The sequence below is a fragment of the Thauera sp. AutoDN2 genome, assembly GCF_051280715.1.
Taxonomy (GTDB): Bacteria; Pseudomonadota; Gammaproteobacteria; order Burkholderiales; family Rhodocyclaceae; genus Thauera.
In genome coordinates, this window is sequence record NZ_JBNCAR010000039.1 from 1 (window position 1) to 21886 (window position 21886).

Below are 21886 nucleotides of genomic sequence, written 5' to 3' on the forward strand. Positions count from 1 at the left end.
TTCGCGGTCGATGTCGAGCGGGTCGAAAAGTCCATCCCCATGAAGGATGGCTCGACGGTCCACATCTTCAAGGATGGGAAAATGGGCATGGAGGACAAGATGGGCCGTGCGGTGAGGATGAAACACGGCGAAGTGATGGAGACCAAGGATGGACAGAAGATCATGATGCACGGCGACGAGGTCATGCGTCTCGACAGCATCCTTCGCCACGACACCCGTAACTGATTCGCGCGTTTCAGGATGAACTTGCCCCCGGTGTCGATCCCGGGGGCTTTTTCTGTCGACCTTTCTCAGGATCGGCGGGTGTGATTGATCAAACTCGCTCTGCCCTGCACGCATGCGTGGAGCCCCACGCTCAAAGGCGCCTTGCTTGCAGACAATGAGCAATCTGCGCGGCGGCATCTCCCTCTACTTCGCAAGCGGCGCTCGGCACCAAACGGTCCATCGAACTACCGCAGGCGAGGAATGAACGCCGGCGTGCGGTCGCGGTATGAGCGATAGGCATCACCGAATGCCTCGATCGCATCGAGTTCTTCCCGGCGGGCGAGCCTGGCGTACACGATCAACAGAACCGGGAACATGATCAGCGTGATCAAGGTCGGCCATTGCAGCAAAAAGCCGAACATGACCAGAACGAAAGCGACGTATTGCGGGTGTCGAATGCGTGCGTACGGGCCACTGTCGGCGACGCGGCGGGTGCGCTGAGCCTCGAGGAGTACGGGCCAGGCCTTTGCCAGGAGCCAGAAGCCACCGACGATGAACACCGTGCTCAAGAGGTGAAACGGGCCGAAGTGCGGGTTACTGCTCCATCCGAACATCACCTCCAAGAGGTGGCCCGAGTCGTGGGCAAAAAAATCGATTCCCGGAAATTTCGAAGACAGCCACCCCGAGAGCAGGTAGATCGTCAACGGAAAGCCGTACATCTCGGTGAAGAGCGCGAGGATGAAGGCCGAGTAAGCGCCCAAGGATCGCCAGTCCTGGCTTGTGCGGGGACGCGTGAAGCTGAATGCGAAGGCGATGAAGAACAGCGAGTTGATGATAACCAGTGACCACAAGCCGTAACTCGACGTCTCATTCATCTCGATCTCCCGTGGCATTACGCATCATGGTTACCTTGGTCTTCAGTCGGCGTGTGTTTTCCCTTGTGGCCGTGACCGCCATGCATGAATACGTGCATCAGGGGGCACGCAAGCAAGATGAGCCACGGTAGGTAGCCGAGCACATGGAGCCGATGCTCGACGATGAGGAGAACGGCCGCCAGCCCGACGAAGACCAGAAAAACACGGCGAACCCTTAGGTTTGATGCAGCCCGACCGGATGGACGGGGCTCGACTTCAGTCTCGGCTTTCATGAGACAGCTCCTTGTGAGCAAACATCGACATGCCGGGGTCGGGATGGCTTCCAACGAACGAGACAACGCGAGACGCGGTTCGTCTGCCCAGCTTTCCGTGCGGGCGGATTGAGGTCGATCAGATCCTTTTCCGTCCGAGGCGCAACGCGTTACCGACCACCGACACGGAACTCAAGCTCATCGCCAGGGCCGCAATCAGCGGTGAAAGAAGCAGCCCGAACGCTGGATAGAGCACCCCGGCTGCGATCGGCACACCCGCTGCGTTGTACAGGAAGGCGAACACGAGGTTCTGGTGCATGTTGCGCACGGTGGCGACGGAGATGCTGCGTGCGGTGGCGATGCCCCGGAGATCACCCTTGACCAAAGTCAGATGGGCACTGTTCATCGCGACGTCGGTCCCCGTGCCCATCGCGATACCCACATTCGCGCGCGCGAGCGCCGGCGCGTCGTTGATGCCGTCGCCGGCCATGGCGACGATGTGCCCCTCGGCCTGCAGTTTGCCGACGAGCTCATTCTTGTCGGCGGGCTTCACTTCGCCATAGACCTCGTCGATGCCCAGGCGGGCACCGACCGCACGCGCCGTGGTGAGCCCATCGCCCGTGGCCATGATGATCCTGAGCCCGCTCGCCCGCAGCGCATCGAGCGCTTCCGGGGTCGAAGCCTTGATCGGATCTGCAACGGCGATGAGGCCGACGAGCACGCCCTCTGCGGCGAGGTACATCACGCTTGCGCCCTCAAGGCGCAGAGCCTCGGCGCGTTCCGCGAGCCCGCGCCAATCGATGCGCTCATCGTCCATCAGGGCGGTGTTCCCCAGAACCACACGTTGGCCATCGACCGTGCCGCGCACGCCGATGCCGGACGAGGACTCGAAGGTGTCCGGTGTGCTGAGCGAGAGACCACGCGCGCGGGCCTCGGTCACGATGGCGTGGGCGAGTGGGTGCTCGCTGCCCTGATCGAGGCTGGCTGCGATGCGAAGCACGTCGGCCTCCGTCCCGCCCGGCGCGGCCACCACACTATGGAAGGCAGGGCGTCCTTCGGTCAGGGTGCCGGTCTTGTCGACGATCAGGGTGTCGACCTTGCGCAGCGACTCGATCGCCGCCGCATCGCGGAACAGCACGCCCTGGGTGGCGGCCTTGCCGGTCGCGACCATCACCGACATCGGCGTGGCCAGGCCCAGTGCGCAGGGGCAGGCGATGATCAGCACCGCCACCGCGTTGATGAGGCCGTAGGCCCAGCTCGGCTGGGGCCCAAAGAGTCCCCAAACGACGAACGTGGTGAGGGCGATGAGCACGACGACGATGACGAACCAGCCCGCGACGACATCGGCCAGGCGTTGCATCGGCGCGCGCGAGCGCTGGGCCTGCGCGACCATCTGCACGATCTGCGACAGCATGGTCTGTGCGCCGATCTTCTCGGCGACCATGACCAGCGCTCCACTGGTGTTGAGCGTGGCGCCAATCACCTTGTCCCCGGGGCGTTTGGTCACCGGGATCGGTTCGCCGGTCAGCATCGATTCATCGACCGCGCTTTCGCCTTCGGCAACGGAACCATCGACGGGCACCTTTTCGCCCGGACGAATGCGCAACCGGTCGCCGGGATGGACGTGGGTCAGCGGGATATCCTCTTCGGTGCCATCCGCGCGAATGCGCCGCGCGGTCTTGGGCGCGAGGCCGAGCAGCGCCTTGATCGCGGCGCCGGTCTCCGAGCGCGCCTTCAGCTCCAGCACCTGGCCGAGCAGCGTCAGCGAGATGATCACCGCTGCTGCCTCGAAATACACCGCCACGTGTTCGCCCATGCGGAAAGAGGCCGGAAACACTTCGGGCGCAACCGTAGCGACGACGCTATATACATAGGCCGCCCCAACTCCCAGTCCAATCAGCGTCCACATGTTCGGGCTGCGGTTGCCGATCGACTGCGCGCAGCGCACGAAGAACGGCCAACCGGACCAGAGCACGACCGGTGTCGCCAGGGCCAGCTCGACCCAGGGGCGCGCCGCACCCAGCATCGGATCGAAGACGCCACCGGACATGGCGATCGCGGTGACGATCACCGTCAGCGGCAGCGTCCACCAGAAGCGGCGGCGGAAATCGACGAGCTCGGGATTGTCCTCATCCTCAAGACCCGGCATCACCGGCTCGAGTGTCATACCGCATTTCGGGCAGGTGCCCGGTCCAATCTGGCGGATCTCCGGATGCATCGGGCAGGTGTACTCCGTGCCGGGCACCGGTGCGGGTTCCGTTGACGGCTGACTTGTCTCCGGTGCCAGATACCGCGCCGGATCAGTCTCGAACTTGCCTTGGCACTTCGCACTGCAGAACCGGTATTCGTGTCCGGCGTGAATGACCCGATACGGAGAGTCGGGCTTTACCGTCATGCCGCAGACCGGATCGGTGTCATTGCCTGTCGATGCATGATCGTGGCGATGAGTGTGGCCGGAATGGCCACCCTGCGAATGTTCGTGGGTCATGATGCTTCTCCCCGGCGTTTGTTGTTATCGAATGCCGACCTTGCGCTGTTCACCACGGATGAATGCCGTGACATGAGCGACCTCGTCCGACGTCAGGCCGGGAACAGGTGCCATGTCGCCGAACTGCCAGTGGTGGGCGCGCACACCGTTCGCTACCGCCAACTGAAAGGCGATATCGGCGTGATGACTGGGTTCGTAGACCTTATGGAGCATGGGCGGCCCCTTGTCCGAGCCCTTGAGGTCGGTCCCATGGCAAGCGGCACAGTGCTGTGCGTAGAGTCCCTTTCCTTGCGCCGGATTGGGCATCAGCCCCGGAGAGGGCTGCGGGATCTTCCAGCCTTGCGCCGCTGCGCTCGAAATCAAGACGCCCGAAAGCGCCGCGATGACGACGCCACGGCCTAGGCACGCCTCTGTCATCGGCATCTCAGCGCTTCTCCGAGTCGGTGTCGTTACTGTGGTGCCCGCCGTGATGTCCGCCATGGCCAAACAAGTGCATCAGGGGACACAGCAACAGGATCAGATACACCCAGTTGCCCGACACATGCGCCCAGTGTTCGCGCAGCAGGAAGAACAGTGCGATCGCCGCCAGCATCAGGCCAGCGATGACGCCGGGGGAGCGATACCAGGCGACAGATCGAGGGTGTCCAGGATCATGAGCAGGCTTCGTGTTCATGGCTTCATACCTTGCGGGTCGGCGAACGGTGAACGGCTGCGGGCGGCTTCGAGCAGCACGGCGAGAGCGGGGCATCCCGGTGGGCTCGCTCGTTCTCGCGACACCAATTCTTGAAGGATTGCCAGAGGGATTTCAGCCAGGCAAGCATCGCAATGCTCCTCGTCACGTTCAGCGGCGGCCTCGGGAACGGGGCCCTGGAAACAAGCCTACGCCCCCGATGCTGTCGCGCCGCTGACCGGTGCATTACAAATTCGACACCGTGACCAGCGCCTGCGCGGGTGCTGTCTTGGCGCTGCGGCGCAACTCCCACTGCTTGACCAGCGCATACAGCGCCGGAATCACCGCCAGCGTTAGTACCGTCGAGGACACCATGCCGCCCACCATCGGCGCGGCAATGCGGCTCATGACCTCGGCGCCGGTACCGGTGCTCCACATGATCGGCAACAGGCCGGCCATGATCGCGACCACGGTCATCATCTTCGGCCGCACGCGCTCCACCGCGCCTTCCATGATCGCCTCGTAGAGATCGGCGACACCCGCCTCGCGGCCTTCGGCCTGCCTGCGCTCGCAAACGGCCTTCCACGCATGGTCGAGGTAGATCAGCATGATCACGCCCGTCTCCGCCGCCACCCCGGCGAGGGCGATGAAGCCCACCGCCACCGCCACGCTCATCTGGTAGCCCAGCCACCACATCAGCCACACCCCGCCCACCAGCGCGAAAGGCACCGACAGCATCACGATCAGCGTCTCGGTGAGCCGCCGGAAGTTGAGGTACAGCAGTACGAAGATGAGTGCGAGCGTCACCGGCACCACGATCTTCATCTTCTCCTTGGCGCGCTCCATGTTCTCGAACTGGCCGCTCCAGGTCGCGTAGTAGCCCTGCGGGAATTCGACCTCTTCGGCCACCGCCTGCTGCGCGCGCTTGACGAAGGCGCCGAGGTCGGGCTCGCGGGTGTCGACATACACATAGGCCGCAAGCAGCGCGTTCTCGGTGCGGATGCCGGGCGCGCCGCGCGTCAGCTTGACCTCGGCCACCTGGCCGAGCGGGATCGGGCCGTTCATGGTCGGCACATAGACGTCGGACGCGAGCCGCGCCGGGTCGTCGCGCAGGCCGCGCGCGTAACGCACCGACACGCCGTAGCGCTCCAGGCCTTCGACCGTGGTCGTCACCATCTCGCCGCCGAGTGCGGTGGCGATCACGTCCTGCACCATGTCGATGGTGAGCCCGTAGCGCGCGAGCTGGTCGCGGCGCGGCACGATGTCCACGTAGTAGCCGCCGGCCACGCGCTCGGCGTAGGCGCTGCTCGCGCCCGGCACCTTGCGCACCGCTGCCTCCACCGCCTGCGCCACCTTCTCCAGCGTCTCCAGGTCCGTGCCGAACACCTTGACCCCCACCGGGGTGCGGATGCCGGTGCTGAGCATGTCGATGCGGGCCTTGATCGGCATGGTCCACGAGTTGGCCAGGCCGGGGAACTTGAGTGCGGCGTCCATCTCGGCAATGAGCTTGTCGGTGGTCATGCCCGGGCGCCACTGGTCCTGGGGCTTGAGGTTGATGACGGTCTCGAACATCTCGAGCGGCGCCGGGTCGGTCGCGGTGTTGGCGCGGCCGGCCTTGCCGTACACCGATTCGACCTCGGGGAAGGTCTTGATGATGCGGTTGGTGGTGGCGAGCAGGCGCCCGGCCTCGGTGACCGACATGCCGGGCAGCGCCGCCGGCATGTAGAACAGCGTGCCCTCGTTGAGGGTCGGCATGAACTCCGAGCCGATCTGGCGCGCGGGCACGAGGGTGGCGGCCATCGCCAGCACGGCGAGCACGAGCGTGAGGACCTTGAAGCGCAGCACGCCCTGGATGATCGGCCGGTACAACCAGATCAGCAGCCGGTTCACCGGGTTCTTCGCCTCGGGCAGGATACGCCCGCGCACGAAGAACAGCATCAGCACCGGCACCAGGGTCACCGACAGCAGCGCGGCGCCGGCCATGGCGAAGGTTTTGGTGAAGGCGAGCGGCGAGAACAGCCGGCCCTCCTGGCCTTCGAGCGCGAACACCGGCAGGAAGGACACGGTGATGATCAGCAGCGAGAAGAACAGCGCCGGCCCCACCTCCTTGCAGGCGAGCACGATCGCCGCTGCGCGCTGCGGCTGGGTGGCGCCCTCGGGCAGGCGCTCGATGTGCTTGTGCGCGTTCTCGATCATCACGATCGCCGCGTCCACCATCGCCCCGATCGCGATCGCGATCCCGCCCAGGCTCATGATGTTGGAGCCCAGGCCGAGCGAACGCATGGCAATGAAGGCAAACAGGATGCCGAGCGGCAGCGTGATGATCGCCACCAGCGCGCTCCTCACATGGAGCAGGAAGATCACGCACACGGCAGCGACGATCAGGCTTTCCTCGAGCAGCGTCCATTGCAGGTTGCCGATCGCGCGCTCGATTAGTTCGGAGCGGTCGTAGACCGGCACGATCTCGGCGCCCGCCGGCAGCCCGGGGGTGATCTCGGCGATCTTGGCCTTGACGTTGGCGATCACGTCGAGCGCGTTCTGGCCGAAGCGCGCCATGACGATGCCGGAGGCCACCTCGCCTTCTCCGTTCAGCTCGGCGATGCCGCGCCGCTCGGCCGGCACCAGCTCGACGCGGGCCACGTCGCCCACGCGGACCGGCGTGCCGCGCTCGGCCTTGAGCACGATATCGGCGATGTCCTGCACGCTTTGCAGGTAGCCACGACCGCGCACCATATATTCCTTCTCGGCGAGCTCCACCACCCGCCCGCCGACGTCGCGGTTGGAGGCGCGGATCGCCTGTGTCACCTGATCAAGGGTGATGCCGTAGCCCGCGAGGCGCAGCGGATCGACGGTGACCTGGTACTCGCGCACGAAGCCGCCCAGGCTCGCGACCTCGGACACGCCCTGCGCCTTGGTGAGCTGGTAGCGCACGTACCAGTCCTGCAGGCTGCGGGTGTCGGCCAGGCTCATGTCCTTGCCCAGTACCGCATACTGGTACACCCAGCCTACGCCGGTGGCGTCCGGCCCGATCTGCGGCGCCACGCCCTGCGGCAGGCGGCTGGCGGCGGTGCTCAGGTACTCGAGCACGCGCGAGCGCGCCCAGTAGATGTCGGTGCCGTCCTCGAAGATCACATACACATAGGACGCGCCGAACATCGAGAAGCCGCGCACCACCTTCGCGCGCGGCACCGCCAGCATCGAGGTGGTGAGCGGATAGGTGACCTGGTCCTCGACCACCTGCGGCGCCTGGCCGGGGTAGTCGGTGTAGACGATGACCTGCACGTCCGAGAGGTCGGGCAGCGCGTCGAGCGGCGTGTGCTTGACCGCGTAGAGGCCACCGCCAATCAGGAACAGCGTGGCCAGCAGGACGAGGAAGACGTTGCGTGCCGACCAGTCGATGACGCGGTCGAGCAGGCCGGGTGCTGCCGGTCTGGCTGCCGCGTCGGTTGGCACGACGTTCGAAGAGTCTGTCACAGGGGCATGCATCTCAGTGCCCCCCGTGACCGCCGGCGCTCGGTGCAGGCGCAGTGCCTGCAACCGGCTCGATGCCTGTGATGATGTACTCGCCTGGCTCACCCGCCTCGAAGACGAACCGCACCGGCGAGCCTGGGGCGATGCTCTTCACCAGCGCCGGATCGGCAATCTTGAAGTCCATGGTCATCGCCGGCCACTGGAGGGCCGGGATCTCGCCATGCGTCATCGTCACGCTGCCGCCTTCGGCGTCGAGTGCATCGAACGTCCCTTGCGCTTCGTAACGGGTCGGGCTCGCTTGGGGCTGATCGCCGGCATCGGGCTCGACAAGGTTGGAGAGTGCCGCCTTGAGCTGGCTTTCCGAGTCGATCAGGAAGTTGGCCGAAACCACCACGCGATCGCCCGCCGCCACGCCGTCGAGCACCTCGACCACATCCCGACCGCGCTGGCCGAGCTTCACCGGCTGCGGCTTGAAGCGCCCTTCGCCGAGCGCAATCAGCACGACCCGCCGTTCGCCATCGTCGATGATCGCCGAGCTCGGCACGGCGACCCTCGGGGTGGCATCACCTGCCGCCAGCGCGATCTGGGCGAACATGCCTGGGCGCAACAGGCCCTCCGGGTTGTCCAGTTCCAGGCGCACGCGGGTGCTGCGCGTCGCGGCGTCCAACGTCGGATAGAGATAATCGACTCGCGCCGCGAAGCTGCGACCGGGATAGGCCTCGAGCGCCACCTGCGCGCTCTGACCGACCTGCACGCGAGCGAGATCCTGTTCATACACATCAGCAATGATCCACACCTTCGACAGGTCGGCGATGCGGAACAGTGCGTCTCCCGGCATAAAGCGTCCGCCTTCGATGGCCTCCTTCTCCAGCACCACGCCGCTCGCCGGGGCGTGGAAGACCTGGCGCGCACCGGCCTGGCCGGCCACCTGCAGGTTGCGCAGGCGCGCACGCGTCGCCTCCGCCAGGCGGCGGGCGGATTCGCTTGCGATCGGATCCTGCGCCGCGCTCTGGCTGGCCAGACGCTCGGCAATGCGCAACTCCTCGCCAGTGGATTGCAGCTCTGGACTGTAGGCGGTGAACAGCGGCTGGCCCTTCCTCACCGGGTCGCCGACCGCATTCACATGCAGGCGCTCGATCCAGCCCTCGAAGCGCGGCGCCACCACCACCTGCCTGCGCTCGTCGAACTCGATACGGCCGCTCGCGCGCACCGCCGCATCCACGGTGCGCAGCTCAACCTCTGCGGTCTTCACCCCCAGGGTCTGGATGCGCGCAGGGCTGACCACCACCGCGCCGCTGTCGTCGGGCTGGTCGTCGGCGTAGACGGGGATGTAGTCCATGCCCATCGAATCCTTCTTCGGCACGGGCGAGGTGTCGGGCAGGCCCATCGGGTTGCGGTAGTAGAGGATCTTGCGTTCGCCGTCGGCCGGGGCTGCGCTATCGCTTTGCGCCTGGCTTTCGGTGATCAGCGGAACTGGATTTCCAGCATTTTGCAGGTGCGCAATCCAGTACCCCGCACCTATGGCAATCGCCACGCCCACAGCGATCGCCGTCATTCGAACGGCTGAGCTCACTTCAGATCCCCTGTCAGTTTCTTGATTTCTGTCAGCGCCAGGCGCGTGTCGAGCTCGGCCTTCAAGCGTTGAGTCCGGATGTCGATGAGCTGGCGCTCGGCTTCGATCACGCTGTCGAAGTCGACCTTGCCGCTGCTGAGCGCGGCCTGACTTGCATCCCGGGTGGCCTGGGCCTGCGGCAGCAACGTATGTTCGAGCAGGCGCAAGGTCTCGCGGCCTTGCGCATACATCGACCAGGCAATACCGAGCTCGCCGGTCGCGCGCGCGCGGGCGTCCTCCCGCCGCGCCTCGGCCGCCATCAGCATGTACTCGGCTTCGCGCTCCCTGGCGCGACGGCTGGACTGCTGCAGCGGGATCATCACCTCGAACATCACGTCCCAGGACGCCTTGCCTTCATCCGGGCGGTTGTTGCGCACGCCAACGGCGAAGTCCGGCAAGCGGTCCTGATACGTTCGTTCGCGCTCGGCACGTGCCACGTCGATGCCGTAGGCGGCGGCATTCACGTCCGGGTTGGCACTGGCCGCCGCCTCAAAAAGGGCGCCCGCCTCCAGCTGCTCGGGCAAGGGGGCTGGATCTGCGGGTGCGGCGAGCGGCGCATCATGCGCCCGGCCGAGCAGGCCGTTGAGCCCCGCTGCCAGGCCCTTGCGCCGCTGTTCGACCTCCACGAGCGCGAGGCGCTGGGCAGTGATTTCGCGCTGCATGCGCAGCACCGCCTGCTGCGGCAGCAGACCCAACTCGTAACGGGCCAGGCTGAGTTCCTCCAGGCTTTTCAGCAAGGTCAAGCCCTCGCGGTTGAGGACGAGTTCGCGGTCGGCGGCGTAGTAGCGCAACCACAGCGTCTCGATCTTTGCCGCGAGCTCAGCCCAGGAGGTATCGCGCATCGCATCAGCCTGGGTCGCCTGGGCTTCGGCGGCCTTCACCGCCAGCTCGCGCTTGCCCCACCCGGGTAGCGGCTGGGTGATGCGGTAGCGGGTCTCGCCCACCTGGCCGGGCAGCAACGACGCCGAGCGCCCGCTCATGGTGTTGGTGGCGTCCATCAGCTCGACCTCGAACGTCGGGTCGGGCAGCGCACCGGCGGGCGTCACGCGCTCCTGCGCTGCGGACGCTTCCGCGCGGGCAGCGGCAAAGCCGGGGTTGCTGTGGCGCGCATATTCAATCAGCGCCTGGGGGCTCGAGCCGAGCGTTGGAGTGTCGGGCGAACCCTGTGTCCAGGCACTGCCACTTCCCAGCGTGAGCGCGACCACCAGTGCAAGCGCTGCAGGACGTAGCAGGTGAGATGAGGGTACTGCGAACGGGGATTTCATCGAGAAACGATTCCGGCAGGCGGTCAAGTGCATGCGCAGGCCCTTCGCCACCCGCCTCGTCGTTCAGCCACTCAGTGGGGCATCCCCACGGCTGGCCGGTCAGAGTGGAACGCGACGCACCTGCGGGATAGGCGTCACTGGGCGGGCTCGAGAGACGTCACGGTCAGCGCACCGCCGACCTTCTCGACCGCGAACCGGATCTTGTCGCCCGCCTTGACCTGATCAAGCATGCCCGGCTCGGCCGCGCGGAACACCATGGTCATCGCCGGCATGCCGAGCGACTCCAGGGGGCCATGGGCAATGGTCAGCTTGCCAGCCGACTTGTCGATCTTCTTGACCGTGCCCTCGGCCAGCTTGGCGTTGGCTTCGGCCGGGGCACTCGCCCCGCCGTGATGTGCATCGTGATCGGCCTGTGCGAACGCAAGCGGGGCGCCGCCGCCGAGCACGGCCAGGAGCGCAGTGGTGATGAGGGTCTTTTTCATGATGGGCTTCTCCAAGGGTTGAAATTCTGTGTGAATTCGAGCATGAGCACGATTATGCGAAGCGCTCACCAACGGGACGCTGACGCACGGATTACATTTCTGTCAGCCGACCTTGATCGTGCCGATCATGCCGGCCTGGAAGTGGCCGGGAATCAGGCAGGCGAACTGGAAGTCCCCCGCACGGTTGAAGTGCCAGATCATTTCTCCGCGCCCACCTGGCGCGACATGCGACATCCACGGTTCGTCATGTTCCATCTCCGGGAAGCGCTGCATCATCTCCGCGTGCTCGGCAAGCGTCTTGGGCGTACCGACCACCATCTCGTGCATCACCGCGCCTCGATTTTCGTGGGTGAATCGGATCGTCTCGCCCAGACGCACCTCGATGCGGTCCGGAACGAAGCGCATCTCATCGGTCATCACGATGGCGATCGCGCGCGAGACGGCTTTCGCGTCCCCCGCAATCCCCCATTGCTGCTGCTCCTTGGGGGTATCGGACGCTGCTTTGTCGGCATGCTCGGCATTGCCATGGGCGAACGCGCTGCGGTGAACGGCAAGCACACCGGCGGCAAGGCTGGTGGCAAGAAATCGACGACGACTTTTCATGGGAATCTCCTTCTCTGTGGGTTGAATCTTGTTGGTGTTGTCGTGGGGGCTGATTACGAGGCGATCGACTTCAATGCCCCTGATGGCCGGCAGGCTTGCGAACCGTCATCTCGACCGATCGCGCAGGCTCGGTGCGCGGCATGCTCGAGGGTCCGGCTGCAGCACTGCGCGCCGGTTCGGGTAGCGCCGCGCCCGCCCACTCGTAGGCCACCGTCCCCTTCGGGTGCTTGAACCAGCCCGGGTCGCGGTAGTCGCCCCGCTGCTGCTCGCGGCGCACCTTGAGCACGGTGAACATGCCGCCCATCTCGACGGCGCCGAACGGCCCCTGCCCGGTCATCATCGGCAGGGTGTTGTCGGGCAGGGGCATCTCCATCTCGCCCATGTCGGCCATGCCGCGCTCGCCCATCAGCATGTAATCGGGCACCAGCTTCTGGATGCCCTCGACCAGGCCGCGATGGTCGACGCCGATCATGGTCGGCACGTCGTGGCCCATCGCATTCATGGTGTGGTGCGACTTGTGACAGTGCATCGCCCAGTCGCCCTCCTCGTCGGCGATGAACTCGATCTGGCGCATCTGGCCGACGGCGACGTCGGTGGTGACCTCGGGCCAGCGCGACTCCGGCCGCGTCGGCCCGCCGTCGGTGCCGGTAACCTCGAACTCGTGGCCGTGGATGTGGATCGGGTGGTTGGTCATGGTCAGGTTGCCGATGCGCACCCGCACCCGGTCGCCCTTCCTGACATTGAGCGAGTCGATGCCCGGAAAGGCGCGGCTGTTCCAGGTCCACAGGTTGAAGTCGAGCATCGTGTTGATCTTGGGCACGTAGCTGCCGGGCTCGATGTCGTAGGCGTTGAGCAGGAAGCAGAAGTCGCGGTCCACGCCCGCGATGTGCGGGTGCGGCGCGCGCGGATGCGTGACCCACATGCCCATCATGCCCATCGCCATCTGCACCATCTCGTCGGCGTGCGGGTGGTACATGAAGGTGCCGGGGCGGCGGGCGACGAACTCATAGACGAAGGTCTTGCCCGGCGGGATCTGCGGCTGGTTGAGGCCGCCGACCCCGTCCATGCCGTTGGGCAGGCGCTGGCCGTGCCAGTGGATGGTGGTGTGCTCGGGCAGGCGGTTGGTGACGAAGATGCGCACGCGGTCGCCCTCGACGACCTCGATCGTCGGCCCGGGCGACTGGCCGTTGTAGCCCCACAGCCGCGCCACCATGCCGGGGGCGATCTCGCGCTCGACCGGCTCGGCGACGAGGTGGAACTCCTTCACGCCGTTGCGCATGCGCCAGGGGGCGGTCCAGCCGTTCAAGGTGACGACCGGGTCGTAGGGGCGTCCGTCTGGTGGCGACAGTGGGGCCGCCGTTACGGCGCTGGTCTGGATCACGGGCTCGGGCAGCGCCGCGAGCGCGGCGCGGTTGACGGTTCCGGCAGCGGCCAGCAGGCCTGCCCCGGCGAGAAAGCTGCGTCGGGTGGTCATGATCGTCTCCGGATAGGTCAGTGGCCACCACCGGCTTGCGCCGGTGATGCGCTTGATTGAAGGCTGAGCGGCGCGATCGGCTGGCCGAGCAGGCTGGCCTTGAGCCCAGCCTCGGCGCGCCAGAAGTCGCGTTCGGCCTCGATCGCCTGCACCACGCTCGCCGACTGCGCGCGCGCGGCGGCAAGCAGCTCGAACACGCCGATCAGCATCCCGTTGTACTGGAGCACCGACTCTTCGGTGATGTTCTGACGCAGCGGGACCACCTCGTTGCGGTAGTGGCGCGCGAGATCGTATGCACTGCGATAGCCCTCGTAGGCTACCCGGACCTGGGAGCTGGCGTTACTGGCAAGCTCGAGCGTGCGATTGAAGGCCGCGAGATAGCGGGCCTCGCCGCCGGCGCGCGCCGCGTCGCCGAGGTCGAACAGCGGCAAGGGCAGCTCGAGCTCGAAGCCGCGCTGGGTCGATTCGCCGGTCTCGCTGTTGCGCACGCCGGCCACATGCAGGCCATTGACGACGCTGGTGACCCGCGTGAGGCCCAGGCTCTTCGCCGTCCGGTCGAGATCGGTGCGGGCGATGCGCACGTCGAGCCGGTTCTCCAGCAACGCCGCACCGGCGGTGGCTTCGTCCATCGGCGCCTCGGGCAAGGCCGGCAACTGATCGGGCAGACGCAGCGCCTGCGCCTGGCTCGGAGTGAGGCCCAGACGCTGGATCAGGGTTTCGCGTGCGGCGGTGGCGTTCTGGCGGGCGCGGATCAGGTTGGCCGTTTCCTCGGCGGCGAGCGCCTGTTCGCGCGCGCGCTGCAGGCGGCTGAAGTTGCCGGTGGCCTGCATCCGACGGGCGAGCTCGGCAGCGGTCCCGGCGGCCGTGGCCACCTCCTCGCGGTAGCGCGCGACCTGTCGCGCCGCGACCGCATCGACCCAGGCCTGGCGCACTTCAGTGACGGTGCTCAACAGCGCAATCGAGGACTGCAGCCGGGTCTGCTGCTGGCGGAACTCGGCCTGCTCCAGCCGCGCGGGCAGAAACAGCAGGTCGAACAGCGAGATGCCGAGCGAACGGCCGATGTCGAGTTCGCGCCCCTCAGCGCCCGAGCGAAACAACCGCTCGAAGGTGAACACCGGATTGCCGATGCGGGCCGAACCGGTCGCATCCGCCGAGGCCACGGCGGCTTCCGCCAGCAGGGACTGGAACGCCGGGCTGTAGCCCAGCGCGATGCGCACCGCGTCGTCGATCGCCAGCGGCTGTGCGAGCAGGCGATCGACCTCGGCGCGCATCGCCTCGCGCTCAGGGTCCGAGCGCAGCCAGCGCACCTCGCTACCCGTCTGCTCGCGCGCAAAGCGCTCGACCTCAGCGAAGTTCTCATCGATCGCAACGCTGGCGCACCCGGTCAGCACGGTGGCGGCCAGCAAGGATATGGGGAGACTGGCTCTCATCGCTCGCCCCCTTTCGAAGTCGGCGTGAGGTGGCCCATGTGCCCGCCGAGACGTCCAGCCTCGTCGTTGGCATCCTTCCACGACCGCAAGGGCTCATCGACACGGTAGGGCCGATATTCGTTCAGGGGCGAGCGATACGCCGGCACGCGCTGTGGCTTGGGTGACCCAGACTGGGTCGCGGCAGGCGCGTGGTCAGCGGGATTAGACGGAGAGGAGGGCTCGGCCTGCGCGCCCGACACGAGCGCCACGGCGACGGCCAATCCTCCACCGAGGTGGATGAGTCGTCTCTGCATGGGGAATGTCTCTTTGTTGGTCTTGTGATGAATCGGACGCGGGGCGATCGACGAGGTCGCCGCTCCGCGTCCCGATGCTCAGTTGGGCATCGCCGGCTTGGCGGCCGGATGCATCTTCATCATGTTCTGCATCATGCCCATGTGCTCTTGCATCATCTTCATGTGCTCCTGCATGAGCTTGGGATCCATCATCATGCCGCCCATGGGTCCAGCCCCGGGTCCAGGACCACCACCCTTCATCATCGGACCAGCCCCCATCTGCCCCCCCATCATCGGGCAACCAGTGGGCGTGCCCTGCGATGCAGCCTCCAGGGCCTTGACCTGCTCTTCCATCAGGGCCATGCGACGTTCCGGGTTGGTCTCGGCACGGATCGACTTCATACGTTCCTGAAGCGCGGGGACACTCGCTGCGGGCGGCCAGGCCTGCACCGGATCGGTCGTCTGCGCGACGACCGGACTGCCATGCAAGGCTGCAGCCAGAGCGACGACGGGCATGAGCCCGGCGAGACGGTACAAACGCAGTTTCATGATCGATCTCCCATTGGTCGCGGGGTTCCGTCGCGGTACGGAACGCTGTGCCACGCAGAGCATCTTGCGCCCGCCTGCCTGTCGTTGGCCTGACCTGGAAATTACATTTCTGTAAGCCCGGGGGTTATCCAGCACCCCGGGCGCAAAATCGGGCACAGGCAGCACGAAGCGCGTAGGAGCGAAACAATGAAAATTCTGATCGTCGAAGACGAAGTGAAGACCGGCGACTACCTCCGCCAGGGGCTCACCGAAGCCGGGTTCGTCGTCGACCTTGCAAGAGATGGCCTCGATGGGCTCCACCTCGCCCTTAACGGTGACTACGACCTGGTCGTGCTCGACGTGATGCTGCCAAGGCTGGACGGCTGGGGCATCCTGCAAACACTGCGTCGCAGCAGTCGTGAGACCCCCGTGTTGTTCCTGACTGCCCGTGACCAAGTTGAGGATCGGGTCCGTGGTCTTGAGCTCGGCGCCGACGATTACCTGGTCAAGCCCTTCGCGTTTTCCGAGTTTCTCGCGCGGGTCCGCACCCTGCTGCGCAGGGGACGGGGTCATGAACCGGAGATCCTGCGCTCGGCAAACCTGGAGCTCGATCTGCTTCGCCGCAGGGTGACGCGATGCGGGCAGCGTATCGATCTGACCGCCAAGGAGTTTGCCCTGCTGGAACTGCTGCTGCGCCGCAAGGGTGAAGTATTGCCGCGCTCACTCATCGCTTCGCAGGTTTGGGACATGAACTTTGACAGCGACACGAACGTGATCGAGGTCGCCGTGCGCAGACTACGGGTGAAGGTCGACGACCCCTTTGAACCGAAGCTGATCCGCACCGTGCGCGGGATGGGCTACGTCCTGGAAGCGGTGGAGCCGAGCTGACGATGATCCGCATTCCCTCGCTGACGGCGCGACTGGCAACACTTTTTGCCGCCCTCACCGCAAGCCTGCTTGTCCTGGTGGCGGTACTCTTTGGGCGCATGTTGGACGCGCATTTCCAGGAGCTGGACATGCATGAGCTGCACGGAAAGATCACGCTCATCCGGAATACGCTGCAGGACCAGACTTCGAACCCGGGGCAATCAGAACGCCTCCAGGCACTTGAGCGCTCCTTCATTGGACACGAGAGCGTTGGGGTACTGCTTCGCGATGTCGAGGGACGCGTCCTGTACATCATCCATCCCGAGCATTTCACCGCCGCCCAGCGGGCAGGCGAACGCGTTTCGGGCGAGGTCACGGACTGGACGGTCGATAAGCGTCCTCATCGAGGGGTCGAGATAAGCATCCCGTTACCGAGCGTTGGCTCGAACGATCAAACAATCGAGGCGCTGGTCGCACTCGATCTGTCGCACCACGTCCACTTCCTCGCATCAGTACGTAACGCAACGTGGGCGGGCGTCGTCGTCGCAGCATTGGCGGCGGCGCTCTTCGGCTGGTTTGCTGCGCACCGTGGCCTCGCCCCGCTGCGCCAGGTCACCGAAACCGCCCGCAAGCTGTCTGCACGGCAACTGGCCGAGCGTCTCGCCATCGATGATGCACCGCTGGAGGTACGCGACCACATCGAAGCCTTCAATGGCATGCTCGCCCGGCTCGAGGCTGCTTTCCAGCGCCTCGGTGACTATTCGGCGGACATTGCCCACGAACTGCGTACGCCGATCTCGAACCTGATGACGCAGACCCAGGTGGCGCTGTCGCGGCCACGCACGAATGACGAATATCAGGACATCCTGGCGTCGAACCTCGAGGAATACGAGCGCATCGCACGCATGGTCAGCGACATGTTGTTTCTCGCCAAGGCCGAGGAGAACACCCTCGCGCACGCGGGCGAGGCGATCGACCTGGCCCGCGAGGCAGACGCACTGATCGACTTCTACGAGGCGCTGGCCGACGAGCGCCAGGTCCGCATCGTGCGCCAAGGCCAGGCGAGCGTTCAGGGTGATCGCCTGATGCTGCGGCGCGCCTTGTCGAACCTGATTTCGAATGCGCTTCGTCACACACCGAAAGAGGGACAGATCACGATCAGGATCGACGCGGACGCAGCCGGCGTAGGTCTCGCCGTGTGCAATGTCGGCGACCCCATCCCCGCCGATCAGATCGAGCGGATCTTCGAACGCTTCCATCGCGGTAGCGCCCAGCGCGAGTCTCGCGGTGAAGGCGCAGGGCTCGGACTTGCGATCACGCGTTCCATCGTGCAGGCCCACGGGGGTCACATCACTGCGCGCTCCGCTGAAGGTGTCACCTGCTTCACGATCACCTTGCCTCGCAATGCCGCCTCATTGCCTTCCTGATCCTGCAAAGTCGACCGGGGTCCCGACTGTCTGACGGAAATGTAATTTTGAGGTCAGCTTCCCGTTGGGCTCAAAGTGCCAAACTATGCCTCGACGCCGTCAACCGGAAGACGAACATGAAGACGAAAACTGTGCTCGGCGGGCTCCTGGCAAGCCTGATGATCGTGAGCGGCGCAGCGTTTGCGCAGGGGCCCGTACGCGTAGAGGTCTACAAGAGCGCTTACTGCGGGTGCTGCGGGAAATGGGTCGAGCACCTGAGAAAGAACGGCTTCGATGTCGTGACGAAAGACGTCGATGACGTCCCCGCAGCCCGCAAGGCACTGGGCATGCCGGACAAATACGGCTCATGTCACACGGCCAAGGTAGGTTCCTACTCCGTCGAGGGGCACGTCCCTGCGGACGACATCCGACGGCTTCTCTCCGAGTCCCCAAAGGCCATCGGACTGGCTACGCCGGGCATGCCGCAGGGGTCGCCGGGGATGGAGACGTCGACCCCGCAACCCTATGAGACACTCCTGGTCGGGCTTGACGGAAGCGCGGCGGTTTTTGCCCGACACTGACGGCAGAGCTGGTGAGCATCGGCTTCAAGAGCGCAGTGCCGGCCAACTTACGAGCCACGTTGGCCTCAGCTCGCTCTATGGCTGGTTCCGGAGCTCACCGGTCGCTGGAATGACGATTCTGCTACTACCATGTGTGGCAGCAAATGGCCGGGTCGAGCCAAAGTGTGGTTCAAGTTGGTCGCCGTAAACCAGTCATCCACGCGGATCCATCGAGGGAAATTCTGACCGGATCGCCAACGGCAGGTGATGGCCGAATGCTGTCTGCCACCTTAGTCTAAGATCAAGCAAGCACCGCGCCGTAGAAAACTGCTGTCATGAGCGCTTCCGCCAGTCCCATGGCGCCATAGGAGCTCTATCCGCCCAGAGCCCGCGCCCTGCGCTTCGGGCCTCGTCCTGCAGACGGTACAGCGTCTCGTCCTTCGCGTAGCGGTCGTACACCCAGGCCAAGCCACGGCGCACTTGTGCGGCATTCGCATCTACGCCGGCGCAGGTTACGCGGCCAACGATGCGCTTGTACCGATCCACGTCGATGACCCGCACCTCCGCACGCTTCTCGTGGCAAAGCTCACCGAGTGACTGCCGGGAACGAGTACCGAAGGGCTGTCGCTTCTCCGGCGCGTCGATCTCCGCCAACCGAACCTTGACCTGCTGGAAGTCCTCGTTCAGAACGGTCAACGTATCACCATCGGCGATCGCCACCACGAGACCAACGACGAGTGCTGCGGTCCCCGCCACTACGTTGACCCGCCGGCGGCCCTGGTCTTCTTCTTCGGACGGCCGAACTGGCGGAACTCGTCAAAGATCGCTGCAGCCTTTGTATCCGTACCGAACGCGATGTTCAGTAGCACCTGGACGGAGTCAGGGATCTCGCGGCCCGACTCGTAACGACTCCCGCCGCTCTGGGTAACTTGGAAGTGCGCCCAGAACTCGGACTGGTTCAACCCGAGCGTGCGGCGCAGCTCACGCACTTCCTCGCCGGCGTAAATTTTCAGTTTCACCGCATTTCCTCAATTCTCGAAACGCATATCTTATGCCCAAAGGCCGATCCGGGCATCTTGTTCCTACCACGACGTGGCGCAGGCTCGCGCGGCAATGTACAGTCCCGAACGCGGGGAGCTTGCGCTGCTATCGAGCCAATACCGCCGGAATTTCGTCCCACTTGGTCGTGTAGCTCGGCGACAACCTGTTCCGACGCATCTCCCATGGCCGCGCGATCCCCTCGACAGCGAACTGCAAAGTCCTGCGCCCGTAGCGCGCGTTGATCTGGTCAAGCACCTGCATCAGCGCCTGCGGCCGACCGCCCGCTTCCTCCTCGGCACCGAACAGCGAGGCCTGGCGCTGATGCAGCGGAATCAGGTCGAGCAGCATGATCCCAGCCTTGTGATAGGCGTACCCGTCCCGATAAATCCGTCGCAGGATTCTGAGCGCCCAGGCAGTCAGAACCCGGGTGTCATCTGATGGCTCAGGCAAGGGCAGAGCTATCGAGTTCTGATATTGGGGTGCATCGGGCTTGAAGATGTTGGTCCGGATGTAGACCTGCACGACGCCGGCCAAACAACGCTGCCGCCGCAGTTTCTCGGCAGCCGTGGCCATGTGGCTCGCGACCGCCTCCTCGAGCTCACGTCGCTCGGTGAGCAGACGGCTGAAGGAGCGGCTGGACATGATCTGCTGCTTCGCCGGCGCAACCTCTTCGAGCGCCAGGCAGGACAGGCCGCGCAGTTCTCGGACCGTGCGCTCGAGCACGACGGAGAAGCGCCGCCGGATCAGATCGGGATCGGTCCTGCGTAACTGCTCGACGGTGCGAATCCCCATCTCGTCAAGCCGCTGTGCGATTTTGCGCCCCACGCCCCACACTTCTCCAACGTCAATGGTGGCGAAGAGGCGGCTCAGCGCATCGTCGGAGATGACCGTAAAATCGCACACGCCCTCGCTGCCCGCGAGCCGCTTCTTCGCACAGTGGTTGGCGAGCTTGGCCAAGGTCTTCGTGGGCGCGATCCCCACGCACACCGCTAACCCGAGCCAGTCGGCGACGCGCTGGCGGATGCGCTGACCGTAGTCAGCGAGATCCGGCTCGACGCCAGTGAAGCCGCTCAGTTCCAGGAAGCTCTCGTCGATGCTGTAGACCTCGACGTTCGGTGAGAACCCGGACAGGACCTCCACCACGCGGTTGCTGAGATCCGCGTAGAGGGCGTAGTTCGACGAGTAGGCGACCACCCCCTGGCGCTCGGCTGCCTCACGGATCTGGAACCAGGGGGCGCCCATCGGAATCCCGAGCGCCTTGGCCTCGGCCGAACGGGCGACGACGCAGCCGTCGTTGTTGGAGAGCACGACAACCGGGGTGTACTTCAGGGTCGGGTCGAACAGCTTCTCGCACGAGGCGTAGAAGTTGTTGCAGTCGACGAGGGCGAAGATCGGCATCGCCTCCCCGCTCAGACCGGCATGCGCTTAAACTTGCCAACCACGACGCCCCAGATCACGCAGTCCATTTCGGCGGTGACCTCGAGCACGCGGTACTTCGGGTTCTCGGCCTCCAGCGCCATTCGCCCACCCTGGCGATACAAGCGTTTCACCAGCCGCAGCCCATCGACGAAGGCGACGACGATGTGGCCATGTCGGGGACGGACGCTCTTGTCGACGACCAGGATGTCCCCATCAAAGATCTCAGCGCCTTCCATCGAATCCCCCTGCACCGGAAAGAAGAAGGTGCTGACCGGGTTGCGGACCAGGTACTCGTTGATGTCGAGGCGCGACTCCTCGTAGTCGGCCGCAGGCGACGGGAAGCCCGCAGAGAGCTTGACTGCATCGATCGGGAGCGCCAGCCGCGGTGCCCCAGGCAAGGGCACGAAGACGCCCTGTGCGATGGCAAAATCCGGTGGTGGGAAAACAGCAGGGTTCGACATGGCATCGCGCCTAATCCTTGGCGCTGTATTTTCTTACAGTACCTCACCAAGTGGCAAGCCGATGCATCCCCGTCCCCCGCATCGGGGATAATGGCCGCCCGGAGACCCGCACCGTCACCCCATGTGCGCAAACTACCGCCCTGCCTCACGTGAAGCGCTTTCTGCGCTTCCGCTGCCACCACCGGACTTCGGCTACGGCGAGGCCTATCCTGGCTCGGTCGTGCCCGTCGTGACGAACTTCGCCCCCAGGCAGTGGGTGCCCGCCATTTTCGGACTCGTCCCGGCCTGGGCGCACGACCTGAAGATCATCCGCTCAACGTACAACGCACGCTCGGAGACGCTCGGCGAAAAGCCCTCGTTTCGCCACGCCTGGCAACGCGGGCAACTGTGCATCATCCCGGCCGAGGTGCAATGCTCTCAACTTAACGCTCCCTTATAGGACATATGCAAATGTGGCTTGCTTCGGGGCGGTCGTGGGTAGCTTCTGCCTGGCTGGATGCGGCATCG

Annotated in this window: 23 protein-coding genes; 5 read left to right on the forward strand and 18 right to left on the reverse strand. The window is 65.3% G+C overall.

Annotation, left to right across the window (positions count from 1 at the left end; all coding sequences use genetic code 11):
* Nucleotides 1-225: periplasmic Cu(I)/Cu(II)-binding protein CopK (copK, locus tag ACPT9U_RS15615; RefSeq protein ID WP_435751584.1), on the forward strand; the 225-nt coding region annotated here is incomplete at its 5' end.
* 224 nt (nt 226-449) lie between these two features.
* On the opposite strand, the gene ACPT9U_RS15620 is transcribed toward copK, so the two are convergent.
* The 14 genes from ACPT9U_RS15620 to ACPT9U_RS15685 all read right to left on the reverse strand — a co-directional run bounded on the left by ACPT9U_RS15620 (nt 450) and on the right by ACPT9U_RS15685 (nt 15646).
* Nucleotides 450-1079, reverse strand: a complete 630-nt coding sequence (locus ACPT9U_RS15620) for a methyltransferase family protein (RefSeq protein ID WP_277833335.1) — start codon at nt 1077-1079, stop codon at nt 450-452.
* Between the two features lie 17 nt (nt 1080-1096).
* Complete coding sequence (locus ACPT9U_RS15625; protein ID WP_418363991.1) at nt 1097-1351, reverse strand: DUF2933 domain-containing protein; 255 nt, start codon at nt 1349-1351, stop codon at nt 1097-1099.
* Between the two features lie 118 nt (nt 1352-1469).
* The gene (locus ACPT9U_RS15630; protein ID WP_435751585.1) at nt 1470-3818 is read right to left on the reverse strand and encodes a heavy metal translocating P-type ATPase; all 2349 of its coding nucleotides are present in this window, start codon (nt 3816-3818) and stop codon (nt 1470-1472) included.
* Between the two features lie 24 nt (nt 3819-3842).
* Nucleotides 3843-4241, reverse strand: coding sequence for a c-type cytochrome (locus ACPT9U_RS15635; RefSeq protein ID WP_141020263.1), 399 nt, complete (start codon nt 4239-4241; stop codon nt 3843-3845).
* A 1-nt stretch (nt 4242) separates the two neighbouring features.
* The gene (locus ACPT9U_RS15640) at nt 4243-4491 is read right to left on the reverse strand and encodes a DUF2933 domain-containing protein (protein WP_141020262.1); all 249 of its coding nucleotides are present in this window, start codon (nt 4489-4491) and stop codon (nt 4243-4245) included.
* A 243-nt stretch (nt 4492-4734) separates the two neighbouring features.
* Nucleotides 4735-7974, reverse strand: coding sequence for an efflux RND transporter permease subunit (locus ACPT9U_RS15645; RefSeq protein WP_435751586.1), 3240 nt, complete (start codon nt 7972-7974; stop codon nt 4735-4737).
* 1 nt (nt 7975) lies between these two features.
* The gene (locus ACPT9U_RS15650) at nt 7976-9514 is read right to left on the reverse strand and encodes an efflux RND transporter periplasmic adaptor subunit (RefSeq protein WP_012586268.1); all 1539 of its coding nucleotides are present in this window, start codon (nt 9512-9514) and stop codon (nt 7976-7978) included.
* Nucleotides 9515-9528: 14 nt separating this feature from the next.
* Nucleotides 9529-10836, reverse strand: coding sequence for a TolC family protein (locus ACPT9U_RS15655; RefSeq protein WP_435751588.1), 1308 nt, complete (start codon nt 10834-10836; stop codon nt 9529-9531).
* Between the two features lie 134 nt (nt 10837-10970).
* Complete coding sequence (locus ACPT9U_RS15660) at nt 10971-11318, reverse strand: copper-binding protein (RefSeq protein WP_247726269.1); 348 nt, start codon at nt 11316-11318, stop codon at nt 10971-10973.
* Between the two features lie 102 nt (nt 11319-11420).
* Entirely contained in the window at nt 11421-11921 is a 501-nt protein-coding gene (locus tag ACPT9U_RS15665) for a cupredoxin domain-containing protein (RefSeq protein ID WP_435751589.1), read from the reverse strand.
* Between the two features lie 70 nt (nt 11922-11991).
* The gene (locus ACPT9U_RS15670) at nt 11992-13395 is read right to left on the reverse strand and encodes a multicopper oxidase family protein (RefSeq protein WP_075146732.1); all 1404 of its coding nucleotides are present in this window, start codon (nt 13393-13395) and stop codon (nt 11992-11994) included.
* Nucleotides 13396-13412: 17 nt separating this feature from the next.
* A complete protein-coding gene (locus tag ACPT9U_RS15675; RefSeq protein WP_075146731.1) occupies nt 13413-14825 on the reverse strand; it encodes a TolC family protein in 1413 nt (470 codons plus the stop codon).
* Nucleotides 14822-15118 (reverse strand): hydrolase, encoded by a 297-nt coding sequence (locus tag ACPT9U_RS15680; protein ID WP_075146730.1) that lies wholly within the window; start codon nt 15116-15118, stop codon nt 14822-14824. The genes ACPT9U_RS15675 and ACPT9U_RS15680 overlap by 4 nt, the downstream gene beginning before the upstream one ends.
* A 78-nt stretch (nt 15119-15196) precedes the next feature.
* Nucleotides 15197-15646 (reverse strand): hypothetical protein, encoded by a 450-nt coding sequence (locus ACPT9U_RS15685; RefSeq protein WP_012586273.1) that lies wholly within the window; start codon nt 15644-15646, stop codon nt 15197-15199.
* Nucleotides 15647-15832: 186 nt separating this feature from the next.
* Between ACPT9U_RS15685 and ACPT9U_RS15690 the strand changes: the two genes are divergently transcribed.
* The 3 genes from ACPT9U_RS15690 to ACPT9U_RS15700 all read left to right on the forward strand — a co-directional run bounded on the left by ACPT9U_RS15690 (nt 15833) and on the right by ACPT9U_RS15700 (nt 18479).
* Complete coding sequence (locus ACPT9U_RS15690; protein ID WP_435751590.1) at nt 15833-16513, forward strand: heavy metal response regulator transcription factor; 681 nt, start codon at nt 15833-15835, stop codon at nt 16511-16513.
* A gap of 2 nt (nt 16514-16515) precedes the next feature.
* Nucleotides 16516-17919, forward strand: coding sequence for a heavy metal sensor histidine kinase (locus tag ACPT9U_RS15695; protein WP_435751591.1), 1404 nt, complete (start codon nt 16516-16518; stop codon nt 17917-17919).
* Between the two features lie 116 nt (nt 17920-18035).
* Nucleotides 18036-18479 (forward strand): DUF411 domain-containing protein, encoded by a 444-nt coding sequence (locus ACPT9U_RS15700; RefSeq protein WP_075146728.1) that lies wholly within the window; start codon nt 18036-18038, stop codon nt 18477-18479.
* A gap of 312 nt (nt 18480-18791) precedes the next feature.
* On the opposite strand, the gene ACPT9U_RS15705 is transcribed toward ACPT9U_RS15700, so the two are convergent.
* The 4 genes from ACPT9U_RS15705 to ACPT9U_RS15720 all read right to left on the reverse strand — a co-directional run bounded on the left by ACPT9U_RS15705 (nt 18792) and on the right by ACPT9U_RS15720 (nt 21379).
* Complete coding sequence (locus tag ACPT9U_RS15705) at nt 18792-19214, reverse strand: thermonuclease family protein (RefSeq protein WP_435751592.1); 423 nt, start codon at nt 19212-19214, stop codon at nt 18792-18794.
* Complete coding sequence (locus ACPT9U_RS15710; RefSeq protein WP_435751593.1) at nt 19214-19477, reverse strand: helix-turn-helix domain-containing protein; 264 nt, start codon at nt 19475-19477, stop codon at nt 19214-19216. The genes ACPT9U_RS15705 and ACPT9U_RS15710 overlap by 1 nt, the downstream gene beginning before the upstream one ends.
* A gap of 127 nt (nt 19478-19604) precedes the next feature.
* Complete coding sequence (locus tag ACPT9U_RS15715; protein WP_435751594.1) at nt 19605-20897, reverse strand: Y-family DNA polymerase; 1293 nt, start codon at nt 20895-20897, stop codon at nt 19605-19607.
* An 11-nt stretch (nt 20898-20908) separates the two neighbouring features.
* Entirely contained in the window at nt 20909-21379 is a 471-nt protein-coding gene (locus ACPT9U_RS15720; protein WP_435751595.1) for a LexA family protein, read from the reverse strand.
* Nucleotides 21380-21500: 121 nt separating this feature from the next.
* Here ACPT9U_RS15720 and ACPT9U_RS15725 point away from each other — a divergent pair, with 121 nt between their 5' ends.
* The gene (locus ACPT9U_RS15725; RefSeq protein ID WP_435751596.1) at nt 21501-21818 is read left to right on the forward strand and encodes an SOS response-associated peptidase family protein; all 318 of its coding nucleotides are present in this window, start codon (nt 21501-21503) and stop codon (nt 21816-21818) included.
* Nucleotides 21819-21886 lie beyond the last annotated feature (68 nt).